Here is a 22,267-nt window from a genome sequence, read left to right as displayed (position 1 = left end):
TNNNGNCCGCTNCCAGCGCCGCGCATGTCTCCCGCCACTCCTCCTCGGTGAGGATCGCGGGGAAGTTCGCCATCGGGCCCTTCACGGTCCAGCCCGTGTGAACGTTTCCCGTCGCGAACAGACCAGCGATCCTCGGGTTACGCAGCATCGCGGAGAGGCTGGCGCGCGTCAGGCTGCCGCTCTTCATCGTGTCGCCCGGGTGCGTGCGCCGGTGCGGGATCCGAAGCCCACGGTCGTAGAAATCATCCGAGACCTTGAGAACGGCCTCACCTTCGCGGATACGCCGCGCGGCCTCGCGTAGCCAGCGGGCCTGCTCCTCGTCGACGGACCACACCGTCACGATCTTCTTACCTGACCGGGTGATCGTCTGGGACCACCCGAACCCCACGGGGCCACCCAGGAACTCCAGGGCTTCGCGCTTCGCGTCCAACTTCCGCTTGACCAGCTCGGACTTCAAACCCGAATCACTGACGGACTTCCCCACCGCGCCATGCCATGAGTCACGGTCGCGCTGCCGGCGGAAATCGTAGGTCGTGGCCTTCTCCCCATCGGTCACGATGAGGCGGCCCCCGATCCGCTGCATGATCTTGCCGAACTCGGCTCCGACCACCGGATCACGGGTGATCCGGCTTTCCTCCCACGCCACGACCAGCCGATACTTCCCGGCGCGCAAGACGGACAGGAACCGCTCGAACTCAGGCCGAACGACGTCTTCCCGCCACGCTGAGACGCCGTCATCGGCCCATGCCCCGGCGATCCAGTATTCGCCGGTCAGGGCGGCGTACTTCTGCCCTCGGGCGAACTGATCCGGGATACGGGCATCCTTGTCGAGATCGGACATCCGTCCGTACCACAGGGCGGGGTCGGCATCGGGCCATTGGGGCAAGGGGCTCAACGGCGGAAATTCCATACCATGATGCTACGACGTTTTAAACACCTATCTGATCCCGTTCGGCGGACTGCTCCTGTTCGCCGGACGGCTGGGCGACCTGGTCGGCGCCAAGCGGATGTTCCTCGCCGGAATCGCGCTGTTCACGCCGGCCTCCCTCGTCTGCGGCCTGGCCCAGAACCCGGAGACGCTGGTCGCCGCCCGTTTCGTTCAGGGGGTGGGGGGTGCGCTGGCGGCGGCTGTCGTGCTCGGTCTGGTCGTCTCCACCTTCCCCAACGCGATCGAGCAGGCCAAGGCGATCGGCCTGTACGCGTTCGTCTCCTCCGCCGGTGCCGCCCTGGGGCTGCTGCTCGGGGCCTGGATCACCGAGGCGCTGAGCTGGCACTGGACCTTCTTCATCAACGTTCCGTTGGGCCTGCTGGTCCTGCCGCTCGGCGCGCGGCTGGTGGACGACGAACGAGTGGTGCTCGACGACCGCAGCATCGACGTCCCGGGCGTCCTGCTGATCACGAGCGGACTGATGCTCACGGTCTACACGATCGTGCGCTTCGCCGACGGCGCGACACCGCTGACCTGGGCGCTGGTGGGGATCAGCGCAGCCCTGCTGGCGGCCTTCGTCGTGCGGCAGCGGACGGCCCGCAATCCGCTCGTCCCGTTGTCGATCTTCCGGGCGCGGAACGTCGCCTGGGCCAACATGGTGCAGGCGCTGATGATCGCCGGCATGGGCGGCATGTTCTTCCTCGGGACCCTATACCTGCGCCAGGTGCTGGGGCTCAGCGCCATGGAGGTCGGGCTGGCCTTCCTGCCCACCGCCCTCATGGTGGCCGTGATCTCCCTCAAGGCGACGCCGCGACTGATGGAGAAGATCGACCCCAAGACCGTGCTGGTGCCCGGCCTCCTGCTCATCACCGCGGGCCTCGCCCTGCTGGCCGTTGCTCCGGCGGACGGTGACTACTGGCGCGACGTCCTGCCCGCCATGGTGCTTCTGGGCGCCGGCGCCGGCCTCGGGTACCCGTCCTCCCTGACCATGGTGATGGCCGATGCCACCGCCGCCGACCGGGGACTGCGCTCCGGGCTTGTCAACACCACCCAGCAGGTCGGACCGGCGATCGGCCTGGCCGTCCTGGCGACCGTGGCCGCCGACCGCACCACGACGCTCGTCTCGCGGGGGAGCACGCACGCCGAGGCCCTGACCGGCGGATATCACCTGGCCTTCTGGATCGGGAGCGGGGCCAGCCTGGTCGCGCTGGTGCTGACGGTGCTGTTCCTCAGGCCGGCGGTGCCGACGAGCGTACCGAAGACCCTCGACCGGGCCCGGGCCTCGCAGCGTCTGACCCAGGACCACACCGGCCTGTCCGACCCGGATTTCCTGGCTCTGGGCCTGGGCGGAACCAACATGATGGCCATGCTCTGGTCGGTGGCCATGGGCAGGCGTGCAGTGGGAGTGGAACTGCGCGGCTCGCCCTACGTGTCGGTGATGCGCTGGACGATGCGCGAGGAGATCTACCACCACCTCGCGATGATCGATTCGATGATGCTGGAGCGGTACGGCGAGGATCTGCTGCCGCGCCTCGGCGACGGCCGGCCGTTCAGACTGGCCGACTGCTTCTTCTCCCGGCACACCAGGGCAGGATCCGTGCGGGGCGACGAGGTGGTGACCGGCTTCGAGTCGGACGCGCACATCGGCGGTCTCGCCCGGCACTACGAGACCATCGACGACCGCTACCGGGAGGGCCGGGCGCATCGTGAGATCAACGTCCTCGACCCCCTGGAGGGCCCGGAGGGGCTCGACCCCGCGGCGTTGGAGCACGACCTCTCGGACGTGCTGGGCAGCCAGTCGATGTTCCAGGTCGGGGCCGAGGAACTGCTCGTCATGCTCCGCCGGTACCTGGAGGGGCTGGAACAGATCGACCGGGACCGGGGCGAAGCCCTGCCGCGGGTGCGCGTCCTGCCCTACCACCGGGTCGCCACGTCGGAGTCCTCCGACCGCGAGCGCCGGTGGCTGCCCTCGGCGCTGCGCCGGACCCCGGTCGCGGAACGGGGCTTCGAGCGCACGGCGGACGGCCGGGTGCGGGTCCGGGTCGAGGCCGTGCGCGAGCTGGACTACCGGGGTGCCTTCCGCCGTGTGCGGGTGCCGTACAGCGAGACGGTCGACCTCGGCACCCCCGGGCTGATCATGATTGCCGAGGGGCTGGACAGCCCGGACGCGGCCCGGCTGGGATTCCGTCAGGAGACGGTGTGCGTGGACCGGGGCGACGGGCGGGGCCCTGTGCCGGCCGAGGCCGACTTCCTGGTCGGCAACGTCGACATCTACCTCGCCGACCGGATCCGTGTCCGTCGCGCGTCGGAGTTCGACCAGGCGGGCAACGAGTACTGGGTCCACCAGCGGTGCGTGGGGCACGAGGAGGACGCGCAGATCGGCTGGACGATGCTGGAGGTCCCGCCGTACAAGACGTTCGACCCGATCCAGGCCGGCCTGGTCCCGGCCGGGACGCCGAAGGACTCCAAGCCCTACTTCGCCGGGCATCAGTTCCTGCTCCGGCGCTACTTCCTGGACCAGACGGCACAGCTGACGGAGATCCCACGCCGGGCCATCGAGTACAACCAGCTCTCCTACGGCCCCAAGCTCTTCACCGTGACGGAGCGGATCGGGCTCGACGCCCTGGTGGCCGCGAACGCGGTCGTGGCCGGTGACTCCTTCGGCAACTCCCACCACCTGACCAGCGGCGGCATCAACACCGGCATGCTCGGTCACGGCCTGCGGGTGCTGCGTTACTGGCAGGCCAGGGAGTCCGGTAGCAGCGCCAGCGACGCGGCGCGTGACCTGGCCGACGGGATCAGGGCGGACACCCGGGCGCTGATCGACCTGTGCGAGCAGGACTTCCGAGCGGCGCCGCCCGCGGCGCCCCCGAGGAAGCAGCAGCGACTGCTGGCGGGAGCCACCCGTCAGCGGCGTTCGATCTTCCCGCAGCGCTACCCGGACGAGTGGAGCCGCATCCAGCTCCGCACCGGCAAGATCTTCGCCTACAACCTGCCCATGCTCGATCCCGAGCACCCCGACACCCGCGAGGCCCAGCCGGTCGGCGCCATGTCGGGTGCCCCGCCGTCCGCCAGCGAGCGGAAGGACCCGCTCGGCGCGGCTCGGGCATGAGGCGAGGCATGGTCCCACCGGGCTACGGACCGGCTCCCACCCCGCAGGAGCTGGCGGACGAGTACGACATCTGCGTGGTGGGCAGCGGGGCGGCGGGTTCGGTCGTCGCCTGGCTGCTCGCCCGGGCCGGGCTGTCGGTGGCCGTGGTGGAGCAGGGTGGGTTCGTCACGGACGAGGACAGCTACGACGACGTGCTGGCCGCGGGGGAGTCCGCCTGGGTGCGGCAGGAGAACGGCACCTGGGCCAAGGTGGGCTCACCCTGGACGACCTGCAACGTGGGTGGCGGCACGCTNTTCTTCGGGGGGGTCCTGTTCCGCCACCGCCCGCTCGACTTCGACCCGGAGACCGTTCTGGGCCGGGCCGACCTGCCGCTGCGCTGGCCGCTTGAGCCGGCGGAGCTGACGGACTACTACGACGCCGTCGAGGATCTGATCGGCGTCGCGGGTGTCGCGGACGGCGACCCCAGCCTGCCGGTCCGGTCCAGGCCGTATCCGCTGCCCCCGGTGGCCACCACGGCGGAGGGGCGGCGGCTGACGGAGGCCGCGAGGTCCATGGGCTGGGCACCGTTTCCCACCCCCCTGGGCGTCAACAGCATCGAGTACCGCGGTCGCCCGGTGTGCGCCGCGGATGCCCCCTGCATCTCACGGCGCTGCCCGATCCACGCCAAGGGGGACGCGCTGGACCGCTTCCTGCGGCCGGCGATGGCCGCGGGCGCACGCCTGTTCACCGGGCTGAAGGCGGAGGCCCTGCTCGGGGACGCGCGTCGCGACGCCACCGCGTTGCGGTGCGTCCGGATGCCGGACGGCGAGCGCGTCGTCCTGCGGGCCCGGCACTTCGTGCTGTGCGCGAACGCCGTGCAGACTGCCGCGCTGCTGCTGCGTTCGACCACCGTGCGGCATCCGGCCGGGCTGGGCAACTCACACGACATGGTCGGCCGGGGGCTCTGCTTCAAGATCGGTGAATATCTGGTCGGGTACTGCCACGAGCCGACCTCGGCGCCCGCCCGCAGCCGGCTGATGGGCCTGGGACCCATCTCCACCTGCTGCGTGACCGACCTCTACCAGGACCCGGCGGCGCCGGGCGGGCTGGGTGGCCTGCTCTACGAGAACCGGCCCGAGCGGACCTACCGGTTACGGGACACCGAACACCTGCTGCGGATCGAGGCGCTGGTACCGGACGAACCCCAACCGGGCAACCGGGTCCGGCTGGGGCCGGGGACCGACGCCCACGGCGTGCCCGACGTCCTGATGGACTACCAGGCCCATCCGCGCGACCTCGCCCGCTCCGAGTACATGCTCGGGCAGGGCGAGGCGCTGCTGCGGGCCGCCGGCTGCGACGTCATCGTGCGGGAGGCGTCCGGGTGGGCGCTCGGCAGCGGGCACCTGCACGGCACCTGCCGCATGGGTGAGGACCCGGCCACCAGCGTGACCGGGCCCGACGGCCGCCTGCACGACGCGGACAACGTCTTCGNAGCCGACGGCGGCCTGTTGCCGTTCCCCGGCGGGGTCAATCCGACGCTGACCATCCAGGCGCTCGCGCTACGGGTGGCCCATCGGCTCCTCGCGGAGCGCTACGCCACCGGTCGCGTCCCGATCGGGGAACTGGTCGGGCCGAGCGTGACCGCGGCGAACCGGTCGCCGAGGTAGTCCGCCACCTGCTCCAGACGGGCGACCTGGTACGGATGCCGCCGGGCGCCGACCACCACCGTGCGGGGGGAACAGCCGAGTCGGTCCGGGAGATCCCGGTACACCCGGTGCACCAGATGTCCCGACCGTCCCTCCGCCTCGGTCAGCGGAAACCGCAGCACGCCGACGGCGTCCAGCCCGCCGTCCTGCACCGACCAGGCCAGTACCCCGGCGAGCAGGACGTCGATCCAGTAGCGCTGGAAGGTCCGCCGTAACAGCGGCACGTGCGATCCCCACCGGGCCGCCAGTACCGTGGTGTCGCCGTGCACCNCCTCCTCGCCGNCCCGCACGTGGGTCCGCCCGCCGTGGGCCTGGAAGAGATAGGCGTAACGGGCGGCCAGGTCACTTTGCAGGCCGGCCAGGTAGAGGGTGTCCCCGTGCCGGACGCCGTAGCAGTAGCCGAGGAAGCCGTCCCGGCCGGCGTCCATGAAGTTCCAGTCGGCGGCCTCCAGCATCCCCCGGGGCAGCAGCCCCGGGGGGTCGAGGAAGCAGCGCAGCGTCACCGGGCTGCCGAAGCGGGGAAAGCGCCCGCCCACGATGTCGTCGCACNCCCCCGCCATGCCGACGACGGCGTAGCCGGTGCGCCGGTAGCCGAAGCGGACCGGCTCCTGCAGCGGGGCGGTGTCGTTGAACGAGTACAGCAGTCGTCCGAGCGGGACAGCCAGGCGGGCAGCGATCTCCTCGCGGTCCGTCGGATCGTCCAGCCACCGCGCCAGCAGCGCCTGCCGTGCGCCCAGCCACGGGTTGCGCGCGACGAACCGGCCGAGGAAGTCCTCGTCCGGGGGATGGATGAACGCGCTCATCCGCGGCTGTGGGCGAGGACGAGCCGGTAGACGTCGAGCAGGCGGCGCGTGACCGACTCCTGGTCGAACTGGCGCGCCCGGTGCGCCCCGGCCGCACCGAGCCGGGCGCACCGCTGCGGCGAGTCGAGCAGCTCCGCGACCGCCTCGGCCAGGGCCGGGGGATCGCAGGGAGGCACGATGATGCCGGCCATGCCGTGGCCGACCACGGTCGGCAGTCCGCCGACGTCGGTCACCACGACCGGCCTGCCGGCCGCCATGGCCTCGATGACCGTGCCACCCATCTCCTCGTGCCGGGACGGGATGACGACCACGGCCGCCTCCCGGACGACGTCGGGGAGGCGGGAGCGATCCAGATGACCCGGCAGTTCGATGCGATCGGCGATGCCGAGCCGGCGTGCGCGGGCCCGGCAGCGTTCCAGCTCGTTGCCGTCGCCGCACATCACGAAGCGGGCCGGGACGCCCTTGGCGACGATCAGGGCCGCGGCGTCGACGAAGTCGGCCCATCCCTTCTCCGGAGCGAACCGGCCGCAGTACAGCACGACCGGCGGTTCCGAGGGCGGTTCGGACGGCGCTTCGGCCCCCGGGCGCTGGAAGTCGGCCAGGTGAACGCCGTCGGTGACCACGTGCACCCGGTCCGGCCCGGTCAGGCCGCGCTCCAGGTAGGCCCGCCGGACCCGGTCGGTGAGCACCACCACCGCGTCGGCCCGCCGGACGGCGTGCCGTTCGAAGAACCGGGCCGGGCCGATCAGCACCCAGCCGAGGGGCGTCTCCGGATGGAAGGTCGCGATGGCGCTGCAGTGCACGGTGAGCACCAGCGGCCGCCCCAGGAGCAGCCTGGCCAGCACGGCGAACAGGAAGGTCCAGGGCAGCTCGCTGCAGTGGACGTGGATCAGGGAGTACTGGCGACGAGTCCCGCGCAGTCGCTTGCCGACGCAGGCGACGACGACGGCGAGTCCCCAGGAGACGAGTAACCCGATGTAGCCCTTGGAACGGGTGGGAATCGGCGCCACCGGCAGGGTGAGCAGTTCCAGCCGGGTGCGCGGGTCGAGCATCAGCGAGCGGGGCATCCCCGGCCGGCGGGGCAGCAGCACGGACTGGCGCACGCCGAGCGCCGACATCTGCTCGGTGGTCTGCATGATCTGGACCTGCATGCCGCCGATCGGCTCGTACTGCAGCTCCCGATGGGTGAGCTCCCGGTCGGCGAGGAAGTAGTAGGGCGTCAGCCGCAGAACGTGCGGCGGACTCCCACCGTCGGGTCCGGCCGCTGCCTGCCGGGGCCCGGTCGTCCGGGTGGTCACTCAGAGGTCCGGGTGGCGGTCGCGCACCTTGGCCAGAGCGGCCACGATGTCGTCCGCGTCGGTCGAGTCCCCGAGCAGCGCCGAGTGATGGAACAGGAGGGTGGTCTCGCAGTAGCGGCGCGCGCCGCCGAAGTCACGGGAGAACGCCCGGTCGCGGGCGGCCTCGGTCCAGGCGGCCGCGAAGCGGCGCTTGGTGTGCGGGCGCAGCATCACGCTGCGGTGCAGGGGAGCGTCCGGTGGATACCAGGTCATGCCCAGCTCGGCCGTCAGGGCCTGGGCCACCCGGTCCAGCGGCACCGCGCCGAAGGTTCCCGCGGGGAAACGGACCCCGTACTCGTAGATCGAACGCAGTTGTACCTGCTCGGGCACGGGGATGGGGCCGAACCCCCCGAGCCGGGCCAGCCCCTGCTCGAGGTCGGCGGCGGTCTTCGCCCGGTGCCGGTGCTGGTCCTGCAACCGGGGAAGCTGGTCGAGCAGGAGGGCGGCCGTCAGCTCCGACATGCAGTAGTTCGCCCCCATCACCTCGCCGTCCTCGACCAGTTCGAGGGTGCCGGCCACCGGGGGGCCGGGGTGATAGCGGCGCGAGTCGGCCCGCAGCTGCTGGGCGCGCCGGTACAGCCGCTCGTCGGCGGTGATGACGGCGCCGCCCTCGCCGCCGGCCAGGACCTTTCCGTTCTGGAAGCTGAACGCTCCGATCGCCCCGAAGGAGCCGACGGCCCGGTCCCCCCAGCGCGCACCGTGCGCCTGCGCACAGTCCTCGATCAGGTGGATGCCGGCGTCCTCGGTCAGGGCGGTGATGGCGGGCAGGTCGGCGACCGTCGCGGCCAGGTGGACGACGATCACCGCCTTCGTCCGGGGGCCCATGGCGTCCCGAATGCTCTGCGCGGTCAGGCAGCCGGTCTCGGGGTCGCTGTCGGCGAGCACGGGCAGCGCCCCCACCCGCAGCACGGCCGTCACCGGGGCGACCCAGGTCAGCGTGGGCACCACGACCTCGTCGCCGGGACCGATGTCCAACGCCTCCAGCGCCACCACGAGGGCGCTGGACCCGTGGTCGACACTCACCCCGTAGGGAACGTCGCTGTAGGCGGCGAAGGCCTCGGCGAACCGCCGCTCACAGGCGTGGGTGCCGTCGCTGGCCCAGCTCACCGCCCACCGGCGGGATCGCAGCGCGTCGAGCAGAGCCTGTTCGCTGGCCGCGTCGTACTGGGGCCACTTCGGCCAGGGACGGTCCCGCCGGACCGGCGTACCACCGAGAAGGGCCAGTTCACTCATGCCGTTACCCCCTGCTCCTGGCTGGTGGCGCCGGCCGTCCGGTCGCCGCCGACGTGGAAGAAGAGGCGCAACGGTGCCGGTCCGTCGCGCTCGAGCACACTGCGGTACGAGGTCAGCGGGACCGGGTCGCCGGTCAGGGGACCCAGGCGGACCTCGCCGGCAACGACCTTGGCCAGGGCGGTGCGCAGCTGCCCCTGACCGGACAGCACACCCTGCACGGTCAGTTCGCGCAGCATCACCGTGCTCGGTTCGACGGTGACCGCCTCGGCTCCCGAGTAGCCCACGAGCACGTAGACGCCGCCGACCGCGGTCGCCGTCAGGCCACGGGGGAACACGCCGGCCGCTCCGGTGGCGTCGAAGACAACCTCCGGCAGGTCCGGGTGCCAGCCCTCGATACCCGGGTCGGCGTCGACGCCGAGGTCGGCGGCGATCCGCCGGCGGGACTGCAGGGGATCGGCCACCCGTACCCGGGACGCCCCGGCGCCGCGGGCCAGCTGGGCGACGAGCAGGCCGATCGTTCCGGCGCCGATCACGCCGACCGACCGGCCGGACACCGCCCCGGCCCGTTCCACGGCGTGCAGGGCCACGCCGAGCGGCTCCAGCAGGCAGGCCTGGGGGCCCGGGACCTGTGGCGGCAGCGCGACCAGGTTGGCGGCGGGGATGGTGAACAGCTGGGCGAAGGCACCCGGGCGGGTGAAGCCCACCTCGTCGATGTCGGTGCACAGGTTCGGCCGTCCCGCGAGGCAGGCGGGGCACCGGCCGCAGAGCCGGAAGTTGTCGCCCACCACCGCCCGGCCCACCAGCTCGGGGCGGTCGGGGGCCGCCAGCACCGTGCCGGACCACTCGTGCCCGGGAATCACCGGGTACTCGGCGTCGTGCAGGGTCCCGTCCAGCAACCGCAGGTCGGTACCGCACATGGCGGCGAAGTCGGTCGCGACCAGGGCCTCGCCCGGACCGGGCTCGGGCCGGGGACGCCGCTCCAGGCCGTGGTCACGGTGCCCCCGGACCACCAGGGCCAGCATGTCGTCATCGGTCATGATCATGCGTCCGGATTCGGGCTGTCGCCCAGCCGGTGGACGAAGAACGCGCGACCGTGCCATCCATAGCGCAGGAACTCGCTGTAGTCGTAGAACCCGTCGGTGCGGGCGAAACACTCGCGCATGGCCCGTCGCATTCCGAACCGGGGATTCGCGCGGTTGCAGTTGTAGTCGTCCATCAGCAGCACCGCACCGTCGGGCATCAACCGGTGGGTCAACAGGTGGTCGAGCACCTGGGACGTGGACGCGTAGAGGTCGCAGTCCAGGTTGGCGATGGCCACCGGGCGGGTGATGGGTGTGGACAGCAACGTCTCCTCGTACATCCCGCGCACGACGGTCCAGTCCCGGTCGCCGAAACGGGCGGTGAACTCCCGGCGCAGCATCTCCTCGGTGCCGGGTGGGGCCGCGTCCTCCGATTCGCGCCAGTAACCGGTGTCGGCGACCTCGTAGGAGGCGACGTCCACCGGATCGACGCTCTTGGGGAAGCCCGCGAAGGAGTCGTACAGGTACAGATTCCGGGGATGCAGGACGTCGTAGAATTCGTGCATGGCGTTGAACTCCACGAGGAGATCGGCCAGGAGCAGCGAGCTGAATCCCTGGAAGCAGCCGAACTCCGCCACCGCACCGGGGATGTGGCACCCGTAGACGTACTCGAAGGTGGCTCGGAAGGCCTCGCCGTAGATTCTCCGAGCACGATCCTGGTCGTGGTAGGTGGCGTTTTCTATACGGTCGGGCGTTGGCATGTGTTCCACCTCGTCAGATCGCTCACCGGGCCACCGCGTCGTACAGGGTCGGGTCCACGTCGATGTCCATGTTCAACTCGCAGCAGCGGTAGCAGATCGGCTGCAGCCCCTGCCGGAGGGTCTCCCGCATCCGGGTGTAGGTCTCGCCGTGGAACACCTCCCGCAGGGATCCGTCCCGCAGCGACCCCATGACCGTGTCGGCGAACGTGGTGCAGCTCACGACCTGGCCGTTGGGAAGCACCGTGGTCTGGGCCCAGAGCTTCACACAGGTCCGCTCCCGGACGGTCTGGTGCCACCGGGGGGTGAAGAACCTGCTCTTGTCCTCGTTGCTGTAGCGGACGGGGGGGACCAGGACCGACACCGAGTCGGAGGTGTTCATCGCCTCGTCGAGCAGGTCGCGCAGCCGCTGCGGATCGAGGTCGGCGTGCTGGTGTTCGTTGCAGTACCCGGCCCAGGACAGGAAGGGCCGGCCGGTCACGGCCTCGAAGGCGGCCCGGGAACCCTCGCCCTCCGTGCGGGTGAAGAAGCTCGACAGGCCCACCGTGATCTCGGACAGGCCCAGCCGTTCGGTGAGCCGGACCATCTCGGGCAGGTGGGTGTAGTTCATGCCGGTAACCACGAAGTTGATCGCGACCTTCGGCCCCCGGCCGGCGCGCCGCGTCTCCTCCTGCAGGGCGGCCAGGCCCCTCATGGCCCGCCCGAAGGCGTTGCGCCCGCGGATGGGGTCGTTGACCTCGGGAGAGGGGCCGTCGACGGACAGGTAGACGTCGTCGATGCCGCTGGCCACGATGCCGGCCGCATGCCGGTCGAGCAGCGTGCCGTTCGTGCTCATGTCCAGGTTGCAGGACGGCAGCCGTTCCTTGGCGATCCGCATCAGCTCGACCGCGTGATCGTGCATGAGCGGCTCGCCGCCCATCATGGTCAGGTAGGTCGTCTCCGGGGTGCCGGTGTCCGCGGCGAGCTCGTCGACCAGCGCGGTCCACATCTCGAGGCTCATCTGGTCGCGGCGGACGTCCGCCAGCCAGCCGCTCTCGGCGGCCGAGTCCCCGTACATCCAGCACTCACGACAGGTCAGGTTGCACGACCAGTTCACGAACACCGTCACGTACCGGGGCATGGTCCTGACCACCGGGGTCAGTGGAATCATCGCTGGGCTCCGAATCTCGTGTCCGACAGGTCCGCTCGACCGAGCAGGTTGGCCAGGGCCTCGGTCGCCCATGGTTCGTCGGTGCGCAGCCGCTCNCCGCCTTCCGCCGCGAGGTACCGGTGCAGGACGGGCAGGTGCTCGCCGGGCAGCTGGGAGGGGTAGTACAGCNCCCCGCGCTCGATGGCCCGCCGGTACGGACCGGCCGCCACGAGGGTCCCGGCCCGCGTCGGCGCCGGGCCGGTCGCCGCGGCGTAGGGCAGGTCGGCGTACCAGACCACCGAGGGTTCCGGGACGAGGCAGGGGGCCACCGCGTCCACCGCCCGGCGGACCACCTCGTGATCGACATGGCCGCCGACGGCCATCGGGGCCAGCAGGAACCGCGGCCGCACGGCGGCCGCCAGCGCGGCCAGCCCGTCGGCCACCCGGCGGACCAGCCCGGGGTCGGCGGCAGCACCCATCTCCGTGTCGTCCGTGTACCCGCGCAGGCTGGCGTCCGGTAGCCGCAACGACACCAGGGCGGCGCCGGCATGCCGGTCGGCCCACGCCGCGTCCTCGGCCGTACGCAGCGCGGTGACCGAGGCGGCGTCCCCGTGCGCCGCCGACCCCGGCGCATAGCGGCTGCGCCCGAAGACGGTCACCGCGTGCAGGTCGTGTCCCGCGCCGGCCAGCGTGGCGACGGTCGCACCGACGGACCAGGCGAGGTCGTCCGGGTGCGGGGACACCAGCAGCACCGTCGACCCCATCAGATGAACTCGTCCAGGAGCCGGTAGTAGTGCTCGCGCACGGGATCGGGCTGTCGGCCGCAGCGGGCCAGCAACCGGGCCGCGTGGCCCGGACCGTAGCCCCAGCGGGTGCATTCCTCGCCGATGTTGCGCACCGCCACGGCCAGGTCCAGCCACACGTCGGCGACACCGCAGCGGCCGACGTCGAGCAGCGCGGTCGGGGCCAGGGTGTCCGGGTCGAGCAGCACGTTGTCCAGGCAGAGATCGCCGTGACAGACCACGAGCTGCTCCTGCTCCGGTGCCGGGGTGGCGTCGAGTTCCCGCTGCAGGTCCTGCGCACTCCAGCCGCGGTGGCGTGGTTCCAGGTCGGCCAGGTCGACGGTGCCCGTCCGCACGGCGTGCCGGGCGGCCGGGAGGGTGATCCGCAGGGTGCGGTCGAAGGGACACCGGGCGGCGGGCAGGCCGTGCAAGGCGAGGACGAGTTCGGCCNCCGCGTCGATCNCCCGGTCGAGCCGGTCCGCCGGCCAGGGTCCCGCCGCGGGGACCCCGGGCACCTCCCGGGTGACCAGCCACATGTGCGTCTCGTCGGCGCCGACGTCGACCACCTCGGGAACCGGAATCCCCTGCCGGGCCAGCCACGAGAGCCGCTCGGCCTCGGCCTCGGCCTGAAAGCGATGGTCCTCGCGCCCGCGTCGCGGCGCCGACTTCAGGTAGTGCCCGTCGAGCCGGTACACCCGGGTGCCGTAGGAGCGGGTCACGACGTGTGCCCAGGCCCGGTCCGGGCCGGGTCCCGGTGCCGCGACGGGTCGGGACGGAGCCTCAACCACAGGACGGATCCAGCCGGCGGGCCAGGGCCGGGTCCCGCTCCACCACCGCCTGCACGGTCTGTTCGATGCGCTGCCGGACCACCTCGTCGTCGAGCTCACCGCCGAACGCCTCGGCACGGAACTGGGCCAGGCGTTCCGGCGACAGCGCGTCCGCCTCGAAGGTGTGCCGTTCGGCGACCTCGCGGGCGCCCTTCTCGAAGGCGGCCAGGGCATGATCCACGTCGGCGTCGGTGAAGGCGGTGGTGACCATGTGGGTCCCGCTGTCCTCGAAGTAGGCGCCGTGGTCGAAGGCGGCCCGGTAGACGTCCCACGAGATCTGCTCGGAGGGCATCACGACGTCGAACATCATCGGCGGGCCGGCGACCACGGCCGGGATACCGACCGCGGCGAGGACGTCGCGCATCCCGTCGCGCAGGACCCCGCCCAGCCGTTCGGCGTTGGCATGGGCCTGCGTGCCGTCGATCTCGTCCAGCACCGCCAGGGCGGCGGCCATCGGCGGTACCTCACGGGTGTACGTGCCCGCGACCCCNGCGGNGTCGTAGGCGTCGATCACGTCCCGCCGGCCCACCACCGACGAGATCGAGTGCCCGTTGCCCAGGCCCTTGCTCATGGTGATGAGATCCGCCGGGACGTTCCCGGTCCCGTTCAGCCCCCGCACCCCCCACCGGAAGGCGGTGATCACCTCGTCGATGATGAACAGGACGCCCTTGCTGGCACACAGCCGCGACAGGCCGCGGTAGTACTCCTCGTCGAACCAGGCCGGCTCCGGTGTGACGATCACCGCGGCCACGTCGTCGCCGAACGCGTCCAGCATCCGGGCCAGGGCGTGCCTGCTGTAGCCGAAGCAGCCGATCCGGTTGCCCGCGTCATAGCCGATGCGCAGGTAGGACAGGTGCCAGTCGTGCCAGCCGTGATAGCCGGAGGTGAGGATGACGTCGCGTCCGGACGCGGCCCGCGCCAGGCGGATGGCCGCCGTGGTCGCCTCCGACCCGGTCTTGCTGAACACGGCCTTCTCCCCGGCCGGGTAGCGCTCGCACAGTCGCTCGGCCAGCTCGATGCGGGGCAGCGAGAGGGTGCTCGCGAAGACGGTGCCGTGCTCGGCGATGCAACGGGTGATCGACTCCACCACCCGCGGATGGCGGTTGCCCAGCAGGAGGGCACCGCTGGCGGCCGTGACGTCGAGGATCCGCCGACCTTCGACGTCCTCCATCCAGGAACCTTGGGCCGAGACGAAGACCGAGGGAAACCGGGTGCCGATGTCGTAGTCCTCCGCGGCGGTGCACCGCCGGGCCCGCTGGATCGTCTCCTGGTTGGTCAGCGCAGTCACCCGAGAACCTCCATGTTCGNTGTCAGCGCCGTTTCCAGTTCGGTGAGCACGGTGGCCGCCACCGCGGCGCCGACCGGATCGGCCAAGGTCGTGCTGATGGTGAAAGCACAGGGGGAACCGGTCCCGGCGTTCTGACGCCCACCGTGCGCGACACCCGTGTGGAGGGTGACGGCCGCGGCGATGACGTCCCCGGTGAAGGTGCAGGAGTCCGCCGGTAGCCGGGCCGGGTCCAGGCGCTGCATGCTGTGGAAGCACCCGTCGGGATGCACGCGCACGGTCTGCCGGTCGACCGCCACCGGCACCGCCGGGACCTCGAGCTCGCCGTGCGGGCCGAACAGGTCACCGCTGTGCTGGACCAGCCGTTCCAGGGCCTGCTCGGTGGTCGCCGCGGCTCCCCGGCGGCGCGCGTGCGCCCCCTCCAGGAGATAGCCGGTCCACTGGGCCATCGCCTGGGTGACCACACAGGCCCAGTACAGCTCGGCCGGGCTGAGCCGGTCCGAACCGATGGCGAAGTTGAACTGGTCGTACAGCGCCAGTTCGGTGGTGGGGGTGATCAGTCCGGTGCGCAGGCAGCGCTCGAAGTCGGGGGAGCCGGGGATCGGGTAGAAGGGGTTGGTCCAGAAACGCACCCCGGCGAGCATGAGGTTGACCGAGTCGCGGGCGAGCTCGCTGCACTCCTGGCCGAGCAGGCCGACGATCAGCGAGGCGCCGACGTCCACCCCCTGTTCCCGGAACAGGGCCGCACCGTCGTTGACCTTCTGCAGCGAGGTGAAACCCTTGCGGATGCGGCGCAGGCGGACGGGGTCNGTGGTCTCCAGGCCCAGGAACAGGCTGCGGAACCCGGCCGACACCATGTCGTCCACCAGGGAGCCGTCCAGGTCGACCACGGTCATCCCGTTGGGCAGGTGCAGTTCGACGTCCAGCCCACGGCGGGTGATCTCGCGGCAGATCTCGCGCACCCTGGGCACGTCGAAGGTGAAGTTGTCGTCCTCGACGAAGAACCGGCGGATGCCGTGGTCGGTCACGTAGTGCTCGATCTCGTCGGCGACGTTGTGCGGGCTGCGGGCCCGGAACTTCCTGCCCACGGTGGCGTGCACCGTGCAGAAGGAGCACGAGAAGGGGCAGCCGCGACTGGTGATCAGCGTCGCGGTGGAGTCGTAGCTGCTCATCTCGAGCAGGTTGACCGCCGGCAGGGGCAGGCCGTCCAGATCGGTGAGGAACTCGGTACGCGGCTGCACGTGGACGCCAGGGCCGCCCGGCGGACACCCGCACAGGCCGGTGCCGCAGCGGTAGGCCACGCCGGCCAGCCCGGTCAGGGGCGCTCCGTCCAGCAGGGCCTGCACGATCTCGACCACGTTCGACTCGGCCTCGCCCAGCACCAGCGCGTCGAAGGCGGGCTCGGTCATGGCGTGCTGGAAGGCGACCGTGGGGTGCTGACCGCCGAGCACGACCCGGGCGTGCGGCAGGATCCGCCTGGCGAGCCGACCGAGTTCGTAGGCCGGCTCGTAGTACGGGGTGAACATGCAGGACACGCCGACCAGGTCGTAGCCGCGGCGTAGCTGCTGCTCCAGCCGGTCCCAGCGCGCGCCCCAGTGGACCAGGTGCCCCCAGCGCGGATGTGCGGCGACCTTGGCACGGTCGGCCGCCGTGTAGTCGGCCGGGTCGACCACGTGGTTGTCCTCGGTGTTGGCCAGCGCGTCGAAGATGTCGACCTGCATGCCCGCCGCACGCAGGCGGGACGCCAGGTAGGCCAGGCCGATCGGCATGTGTCGACCGATCTCGATCATGCAGGCCCGGATCGGCGGTTTNATCAGAAGTATCCGAGGGGCCCCCTCGGCGGGCGTCCAGGTCATGGTTACCGATCCTCGGCGGGCGTCGCGGCGTTCTCATGGGCCGCGTAGTACGACAGCAACAGTTCGTGGATGTCCTCGTCGGCGAAGAAGAGCATCTCCGGGGGCGGCACGAACGCCGAGTCGATGCGGTCCAGCATGGTGGTGAAGGCGGAGCGGAAATGCTCCTCGATCATCGGAGGCCAGTCCTCCATGATCTTCCAGTCGTGCTCGTAGGCGGTCCCCATGGTGTGCAGGACGGCGGTCGCCAGGCACTCGTCCCGGGTCATCGCCTGGATCGGTGGCCGGATCGGGGTGAAGACGGACAGGTCCATCCCCACGGCGCCCGGGCCGTCGAGGATCAGGTCCGCCATGTGGGTGGCCAGTAGCGGTGACTGGTGCAGCCCGTCCCGGTAGGTCCCCGTCATGAGCCACAGCCCGGCCAGACCGGTCGAACCGAGCAGCGGGAAACCGTCGAGCGGGATGGGCCGGTTGCCGATCAGGGTGCGCTCGACCCAGCCGGCGTTCAGGTCGGCGCGCAACTGCCGGGTGCCACCGAGGAGCAGGTTGAGCTCGCCGATGGCGGCGGAGGTGCCGGGGTGCCGTTCGACCTCGTTGGTGGCCCCCAGGTAGATCAGGCCGTCGCCGCGCGGGACCACGTGCAGACCGCAGGCGAAGGCCCGGTTGGGCGTGCGGATCACCCCGGTGGGGATCGCCCCGGTGACGGTGCGGACCATCAGGGCGACCCCCCGTCCGGCGACCACCGGCGGGATCAGGGCGCGGACGTCCGGCGGCAGGCAGTCCAGCAGCCCGGTGGTGTGTGCCCCGGCGGCGAGCACCACCTGTCCGGCCGCCACGCTCCGCCCGGAGGCGAGCCTGACTCCGGTGGCCCGGCCGGCGGAGACGACCACCTCGGTGACGAGGTCGTCGATCAGCGTGCCGCCGCGGCGCCGGATCGCCGTCTCCAGAGCGGTCAGCAGGGCCGGGCTGTCGACGGCGTGCTCGCCGGGGATGTGCATCGCCCGCAGGGGACGGGAGGTGGGGACCGGATCGAGCCAGTCGAGCGAGGCCGGATCCNCCTCNNNGTNGGGCTCNTTGTNCTCCTCCAGCGCGGTCCGGATCGCCTCGTACCCGCCGGTGTCGATGTCGTGGACACCGATCGTGTTCAGGATGACGGTGGTGCCGTGCGCGGTCCGGATCGCGGTCTCGTCGGACTCCTCCAGCAGGGCCTGTTCCCAGTCCGTCCACAGGGCTGTGGCGCGGAAGTCCATCTCCAGCTTGAGCCGGCCGACCTCACTGCGCAGGAGCTGCGGGGTGACCTCCCCGAAGCACCCGTTCATGGCGCCGGCAGCCGCCGACGCGGCCCACGGCCGTGCGGACTCGCCGACCACCGCGACCCTGAGGCTCCGACGGGCGAGCACCAGTCCCAGTGACATGCCGACCGAACCGTTACCGACGACGACGACATCACACGTAGCCGACGGATCGCCCATGACTTCTGCTCCTCTCGCGCAACACTTCTCACCAGTCCGTACCGGTCGGGTCCCGGCGGGGGATCATGTGGGCCGCGGCTATGCTGACCGGTGGCGACCGGGAGCCGGCGTAGGGAGAACAGTGGCGGTCCGTGACGGTGGCGGTTCGGCCCCTGTGGGCTCGCAGGAGCAGGCAGTGGACCGGGNGCGGGAGACCGTGGCCCGCAGCCGCAGGTACGGGGCGGTGGCCCCCGAGACGGTGCGTCGTCTCGCCGAGCGTGCCCTGGTCGCCTCCCGGGGGGACGAGCCGGAGGCGGTGAAGCGCACCAAGCGGTCGCTGCACGAGATCTACGGCGCCTACCTGCCGGAGCGGGCCCCCGGCTACCCGGGGCTGCTGCGCGACATCGGTGCGGCGGTCGGGGGCGGGGATCCGGACGCCGTCGCGGCGGCCGTGTCCCGGGCGATGCGGGNGCACGCCTCCACCCGTGAGCGGCTTCCGTACCTGCGGGAGTTCTACGCCGCGGTGTTCGGCGCCGTTCCCACGCCGGCCGTGGTGCAGGATCTGGCCTGCGGTCTGAACCCGCTGGCCTTCGGATCGATGGGCCTGCCCGCGCAGACCACCTACCTGGCCTCGGACATCGACTCCCAGCAGATGGAGTTCCTGGACCGGGCGCTGGACCTGCTGGAGGTCGAGCACCGGGTCGAGGTGGTCGACCTCGTGTCGGGTGCCGTGCCCGCGCAGCACGCCGACGTGACGCTGGTGCTGAAGACGTTGCCCCTGCTGGAGCGCCAGCGCGCCGGCGCCGGCTGGGAACTCGTCGACGCGCTGAGGTCGCCGTTCGTGGTGGTGAGCTTTCCGACCAGATCGCTGGGGCAGCGTTCGAAGGGCATGTTCCAGACGTACTCGGCCGCCTTCGAGGCGCAGGCGGCCGAGCGGGGCTGGACCTTCGACCAGGCCGAGATCGCCAACGAGCTCATCTACATCGTGCGCAGGTGACCGGCCGGGGATTTCCCGGCCCGCGGCCGGATCGACCCGGCAGGCATCGGCCCGGCAGACACGGCCCCCGGGCGGTCTCCCGGTACTCGGAACAGGTCCACCGACCATGGTCACCGGTCCTCCGGGCGACGCAGCACCATGAGGACGTCCCGCGGACCCGGGCGGGTGGGGGCGCCGCGGCGGGCGGACCACCGGGCGGCGAGCTGCCCGGGGTCGACCGTGCGCAGGAGGCTCGGGTCGAAGGCGGGAAGATCCAGGCGGTAGTCCAGCTCGTGCGTGGCACTCACCTGCACCCAGTCCAGACCGGACCCGAGCGCGGCCTGCACGTAGTCCTCGAAGAACATCCGGTTGACGGTGTCGCTGTCGAACACGTGCCAGACCAGGAGATCGATGAGGTCGGCAGGCAGTGCACTGGCCAGCAACGCCCGCAGCTCGTCCCGGGAGTAGGCGAGATGGGCCCAGGGCGGTAACAGGGTGTCGCGCCAGAAGAGCAGGTCCTGCTCCCGGTAGCGCACGTACTCGAGCTGGTGCCCGTCCACCGCACTCCAGATCGGGCCGAAGTGCGCGTACAGCAGGCCCCCGGGACGCAGGACCCGGTGGACCTCGGCGAGCACGGCGGGTACGTCCACGAACTGGAAGGCGTTGCTGGAGAACACGGCGTCCGCGCCGCCGTCGGGTACCGGCATCTGCTCGGCCGGCACGGGCAGGACACGGTACCGGTCCCGGGCGTCCCCCCGGGCCGGGCGACGGGGGTCGACGGCGACCCAGGAAGCCACGTCGCAGGCCCGTGCGTGGTGGGGGGGAAGAGACCCACCGATCTCGACCACGTCCGCTCCGGCCAGTGGTACCCGGGCGGCGAAGTCGGCGAACACCGCCTCCTCGTCCAGGGCGAGCCCCCCGATGACGCTCATCGGGCTCCCGGTGCGGTGAGCGTCGCGTGCTCCAGGGCCACCGGGCGGCGGCGGAGACGGGACTGGGTCACCGCCTCCGCGATGCGCAGCGCGGCGAGGGCGTCGTCGAGCGTGCAGGGACTGGGACCGCCGGTGCTCACCATGGTCACGAACGCCTCCATCTCGGCCCGGTACGCCGTGGCGAACCGGTCCATGAAGGACGACCAGGGCTGCGCGGCGGGTACCGGCCCGTCGGGTTCGACCGAACGCAGCGGCACCCGGGCGTCGAGGCCCACCGAGATGCTGGCGGAGGTTCCGGCCAGATCCATCCGCACGTCGTAGCCGTGCCCGTTGTAACGGGACGCCTGCAGGGTGGCCAGGGAACAGTCGTCGAGGGTCAGCAGCACCACGGTCTCGTCCACGTCGCCGACGTCACCGAAGTACTCGGCGCCGCGCCGGGCACCTGCGGCGAACGCCTCGACCACCTCGCGTCCGCTCACCCAGCGCAGGGCGTCGAAGTCGTGGATCTGGCAGTCACGATGGATGCCGCCGGACACCGCCACGTAGTCGAACGGCGGCGGCTGAGGATCCGCGGTGACCATGTGCACGCGCCGCAGCTGACCCAGGGCACCGGATCTCAGGGCCTCCCGCCCGTTGCCGAACCCGGTGTCGAACCGGCGCTGGAAGCCCACCTGCACCGGGATCCCCGAAAGCCTGACCTCGGTGGCCACGCGTTCACCGACGCTTAGCTCCCGGAAGACCGGCTTCTCGCAGAAGGTCGGAATGCCCAGGGCGCAACACCGCAGGACGATGTCGGCGTGGGTGTCGGTGGGAGAGGCGATCGCCACCGCGTCCGGGCGGAGGGCGATCAGNGCCTCGAGATCCGCCGCGACCCGGGCCCCGGCCGCGCTCGCCCCGCGGGCGGCCTGCTCCTGGTCGACGTCGGTGATGACCAGTTCGTCCACCCGGGGGTCGTCGGCCAGCGTGCGGGCGTGCACGGCGCCGATTCGGCCGGCCCCGACGAGTCCGATCCGCATGTCAGGCCACTGGCCAGGGACGCGCGGTACCGGCGACGCGGTTCCAGACGTTGATCGCCGCGATCACCCAGACCAGTTCGGCCAGCTCCACCTCGGTGAGGACCACCGAGACCTCGCCCCACATCTCGTCCGTGACCGGCCGGCGGTCCATCTGGGTGATGGCCTCGGTGAGGGTCAGCGCCGCACGTTCCTGTGCCGAGAAGTGCGGCGACTCGCGCCAGACGGGCAGGGCCAGCAGCTGCTTCTGGGTCGCGCCGGCCTCGAGGGCGGCCGGGCTGTGGGCGCCGACGCAGAAGGCGCACCCGTTGATCTGGGAGGCCCGGGTGCGGACCAGTTCCAGGAGCGAGGCCGGCAGGCTGACCTTGTCGGTGGCGGCGTCGAAAGCCTCCATGGCCGACATGATGTGGGGAGCCAGGAGGTCCACACGGAGACGAAAAGAGCTGGAGGTTAGCGTTTTCTCCGCCATCGATGAATTCCTCTCGACCAGGCGTTGAATCGGATCGCGGATTACCGGCGGGCCGGCGGTTCCCGGCGGGGTCTAGACGTGGGGACGCGCGGGAGATCACCGGGTGGAACCTGCCGGGAACCGCTGTGCTGGCATGGGACGCGCTGGCATGGGACGCGCGGGTATCGGACGCGCGGGCGATGGCGCGCTCCGCGGCCGGCACGTTCTCGTCGCGCAGCAGGTCGGCGAGGTAGTCCGTGACGCTGTGATAGGTGCGATCCGCATACCGGTGCCGGTATCCCCCGCCTTCCTGCGGATCGGCGAGCAGCAGATCGTGCGTACGTATTCGGAAGTCCCGTTGTTGATCTTTTGGGGGGACGGCCTTCGGGGCTGGGTGTGGCCTGATGGTCGTGGTGGGNGATGTTCTGCCGGTCGGGGTGGTTTGCTGCGGTGCGTGACGGTTGTCGAGTCGGGGGCGGGCGCTGCCGCGAGCGGTGAGGTTGCCGAGGGCGCGGCGCTGCTGGCGGAGAACGCCTGGCTGCGGGCCCGGGTCGCGGAGCTGTTGACGGACATCGCCGGGCTGGTCGCGCGGGAGGCGACGCGTGAGGCCGAGGTGGTGGAGCTGCGTCTCCAGCTCGAGGCGTTGCAGGCGGAGCTGGCGACGTTGCGGCGGATGCTGTTCGGCCGGTCGTCGGA

The 22,267-nt window shown here is 71.4% G+C and carries 16 protein-coding genes and 2 pseudogenes (1 of these 18 cut by a window edge); 4 read left to right on the top strand and 14 right to left on the bottom strand.

Translation table 11 applies throughout. The annotated features are described in order from the left end of the window. Positions 1–910: pseudogene (locus ALLO2_RS16455) on the bottom strand (recombinase family protein) (it extends 596 nt beyond the left edge of the window). Positions 911–941: 31 nt separating this feature from the next. Here ALLO2_RS16455 and ALLO2_RS27365 point away from each other — a divergent pair. Together ALLO2_RS27365 and ALLO2_RS16440 are read left to right on the top strand one after the other, a co-directional pair. Beyond that, positions 942–4,040, top strand: coding sequence for an MFS transporter (locus tag ALLO2_RS27365; RefSeq protein ID WP_082456811.1), 3,099 nt, complete (start codon positions 942–944; stop codon positions 4,038–4,040). An 8-nt stretch (positions 4,041–4,048) separates the two neighbouring features. Further along, positions 4,049–5,686 (top strand): GMC oxidoreductase, encoded by a 1,638-nt coding sequence (locus ALLO2_RS16440; RefSeq protein ID WP_035733226.1) that lies wholly within the window; start codon positions 4,049–4,051, stop codon positions 5,684–5,686. An 838-nt stretch (positions 5,687–6,524) separates the two neighbouring features. Here ALLO2_RS16440 and ALLO2_RS23465 read toward each other — a convergent pair. The 10 genes from ALLO2_RS23465 to ALLO2_RS16385 form a co-directional block, all read right to left on the bottom strand. After that, positions 6,525–7,826: a glycosyltransferase family 4 protein gene (locus ALLO2_RS23465; RefSeq protein WP_011437743.1), complete on the bottom strand. Its 1,302-nt coding sequence runs from the start codon at positions 7,824–7,826 to the stop codon at positions 6,525–6,527. Then, positions 7,827–9,098 carry a DegT/DnrJ/EryC1/StrS family aminotransferase gene (locus tag ALLO2_RS16425; RefSeq protein WP_011437744.1) on the bottom strand — a complete coding sequence of 424 codons (1,272 nt, stop codon included), beginning with the start codon at positions 9,096–9,098 and terminating at the stop codon, positions 7,827–7,829. It lies immediately after the preceding gene. Then, positions 9,095–10,135 (bottom strand): zinc-binding dehydrogenase, encoded by a 1,041-nt coding sequence (locus ALLO2_RS23460; protein ID WP_023841786.1) that lies wholly within the window; start codon positions 10,133–10,135, stop codon positions 9,095–9,097. The genes ALLO2_RS16425 and ALLO2_RS23460 overlap by 4 nt, the downstream gene beginning before the upstream one ends. 2 nt (positions 10,136–10,137) lie before the next feature. Further along, complete coding sequence (locus ALLO2_RS16415) at positions 10,138–10,878, bottom strand: TylF/MycF/NovP-related O-methyltransferase (protein WP_011437746.1); 741 nt, start codon at positions 10,876–10,878, stop codon at positions 10,138–10,140. A 22-nt stretch (positions 10,879–10,900) separates the two neighbouring features. Further along, positions 10,901–12,007 carry a radical SAM protein gene (locus ALLO2_RS16410; RefSeq protein WP_162238924.1) on the bottom strand — a complete coding sequence of 369 codons (1,107 nt, stop codon included), beginning with the start codon at positions 12,005–12,007 and terminating at the stop codon, positions 10,901–10,903. A gap of 14 nt (positions 12,008–12,021) precedes the next feature. Continuing rightward, complete coding sequence (locus tag ALLO2_RS16405) at positions 12,022–12,768, bottom strand: PIG-L family deacetylase (protein WP_051875336.1); 747 nt, start codon at positions 12,766–12,768, stop codon at positions 12,022–12,024. Then, complete coding sequence (locus tag ALLO2_RS16400; protein ID WP_198031026.1) at positions 12,768–13,574, bottom strand: APH(3') family aminoglycoside O-phosphotransferase; 807 nt, start codon at positions 13,572–13,574, stop codon at positions 12,768–12,770. Before ALLO2_RS16400 ends, ALLO2_RS16405 begins: the two co-directional genes overlap by 1 nt. Continuing rightward, positions 13,567–14,901 (bottom strand): aminotransferase class III-fold pyridoxal phosphate-dependent enzyme, encoded by a 1,335-nt coding sequence (locus tag ALLO2_RS16395; protein ID WP_035733217.1) that lies wholly within the window; start codon positions 14,899–14,901, stop codon positions 13,567–13,569. The genes ALLO2_RS16400 and ALLO2_RS16395 overlap by 8 nt, the downstream gene beginning before the upstream one ends. Next, positions 14,898–16,754, bottom strand: a complete 1,857-nt coding sequence (locus ALLO2_RS16390; protein ID WP_035733214.1) for a radical SAM protein — start codon at positions 16,752–16,754, stop codon at positions 14,898–14,900. Before ALLO2_RS16390 ends, ALLO2_RS16395 begins: the two co-directional genes overlap by 4 nt. Before the next feature lie 2 nt (positions 16,755–16,756). After that, a complete protein-coding gene (locus ALLO2_RS16385; protein ID WP_035733212.1) occupies positions 16,757–18,223 on the bottom strand; it encodes an FAD-binding oxidoreductase in 1,467 nt (488 codons plus the stop codon). Positions 18,224–18,398: 175 nt separating this feature from the next. Here ALLO2_RS16385 and ALLO2_RS16380 point away from each other — a divergent pair, with 175 nt between their 5' ends. After that, a complete protein-coding gene (locus ALLO2_RS16380; RefSeq protein ID WP_232235137.1) occupies positions 18,399–19,199 on the top strand; it encodes an Rmt family 16S rRNA (guanine(1405)-N(7))-methyltransferase in 801 nt (266 codons plus the stop codon). A gap of 110 nt (positions 19,200–19,309) precedes the next feature. Here the strand turns inward: ALLO2_RS16380 and ALLO2_RS26505 are convergent, their stop codons facing one another. From ALLO2_RS26505 to ALLO2_RS16365, 3 genes are all read right to left on the bottom strand, one after another. Beyond that, positions 19,310–20,110, bottom strand: a complete 801-nt coding sequence (locus ALLO2_RS26505; protein ID WP_011437754.1) for a class I SAM-dependent methyltransferase — start codon at positions 20,108–20,110, stop codon at positions 19,310–19,312. Then, positions 20,107–21,126 carry a Gfo/Idh/MocA family oxidoreductase gene (locus ALLO2_RS16370; protein WP_011437755.1) on the bottom strand — a complete coding sequence of 340 codons (1,020 nt, stop codon included), beginning with the start codon at positions 21,124–21,126 and terminating at the stop codon, positions 20,107–20,109. Before ALLO2_RS16370 ends, ALLO2_RS26505 begins: the two co-directional genes overlap by 4 nt. Before the next feature lies 1 nt (position 21,127). Continuing rightward, complete coding sequence (locus ALLO2_RS16365) at positions 21,128–21,592, bottom strand: carboxymuconolactone decarboxylase family protein (protein ID WP_011437757.1); 465 nt, start codon at positions 21,590–21,592, stop codon at positions 21,128–21,130. Positions 21,593–22,025: 433 nt separating this feature from the next. Here ALLO2_RS16365 and ALLO2_RS16360 point away from each other — a divergent pair. Beyond that, positions 22,026–22,267: pseudogene (locus ALLO2_RS16360) on the top strand (IS66 family transposase); the annotation flags it as partial.

This window comes from Frankia sp. Allo2 (assembly GCF_000733325.1).
GTDB classification, from domain to species: Bacteria; Actinomycetota; Actinomycetes; order Frankiales; family Frankiaceae; genus Frankia; species Frankia casuarinae.
Note: the sequence above shows the minus strand (reverse complement) of the source record. Positions and strands in the feature narration are given on the sequence as shown.

Coding starts and splice junctions, on each gene's coding strand:
- ALLO2_RS23460 (WP_023841786.1), bottom strand. CDS start 10,135: ATGACCGATGACGACATGCTGGCCCTGGTGGTCCGGGGGCACCGTGAC.
- ALLO2_RS26505 (WP_011437754.1), bottom strand. CDS start 20,110: ATGAGCGTCATCGGGGGGCTCGCCCTGGACGAGGAGGCGGTGTTCGCC.
- ALLO2_RS16415 (WP_011437746.1), bottom strand. CDS start 10,878: ATGCCAACGCCCGACCGTATAGAAAACGCCACCTACCACGACCAGGAT.
- ALLO2_RS16365 (WP_011437757.1), bottom strand. CDS start 21,592: ATGGCGGAGAAAACGCTAACCTCCAGCTCTTTTCGTCTCCGTGTGGAC.
- ALLO2_RS16425 (WP_011437744.1), bottom strand. CDS start 9,098: ATGAGTGAACTGGCCCTTCTCGGTGGTACGCCGGTCCGGCGGGACCGT.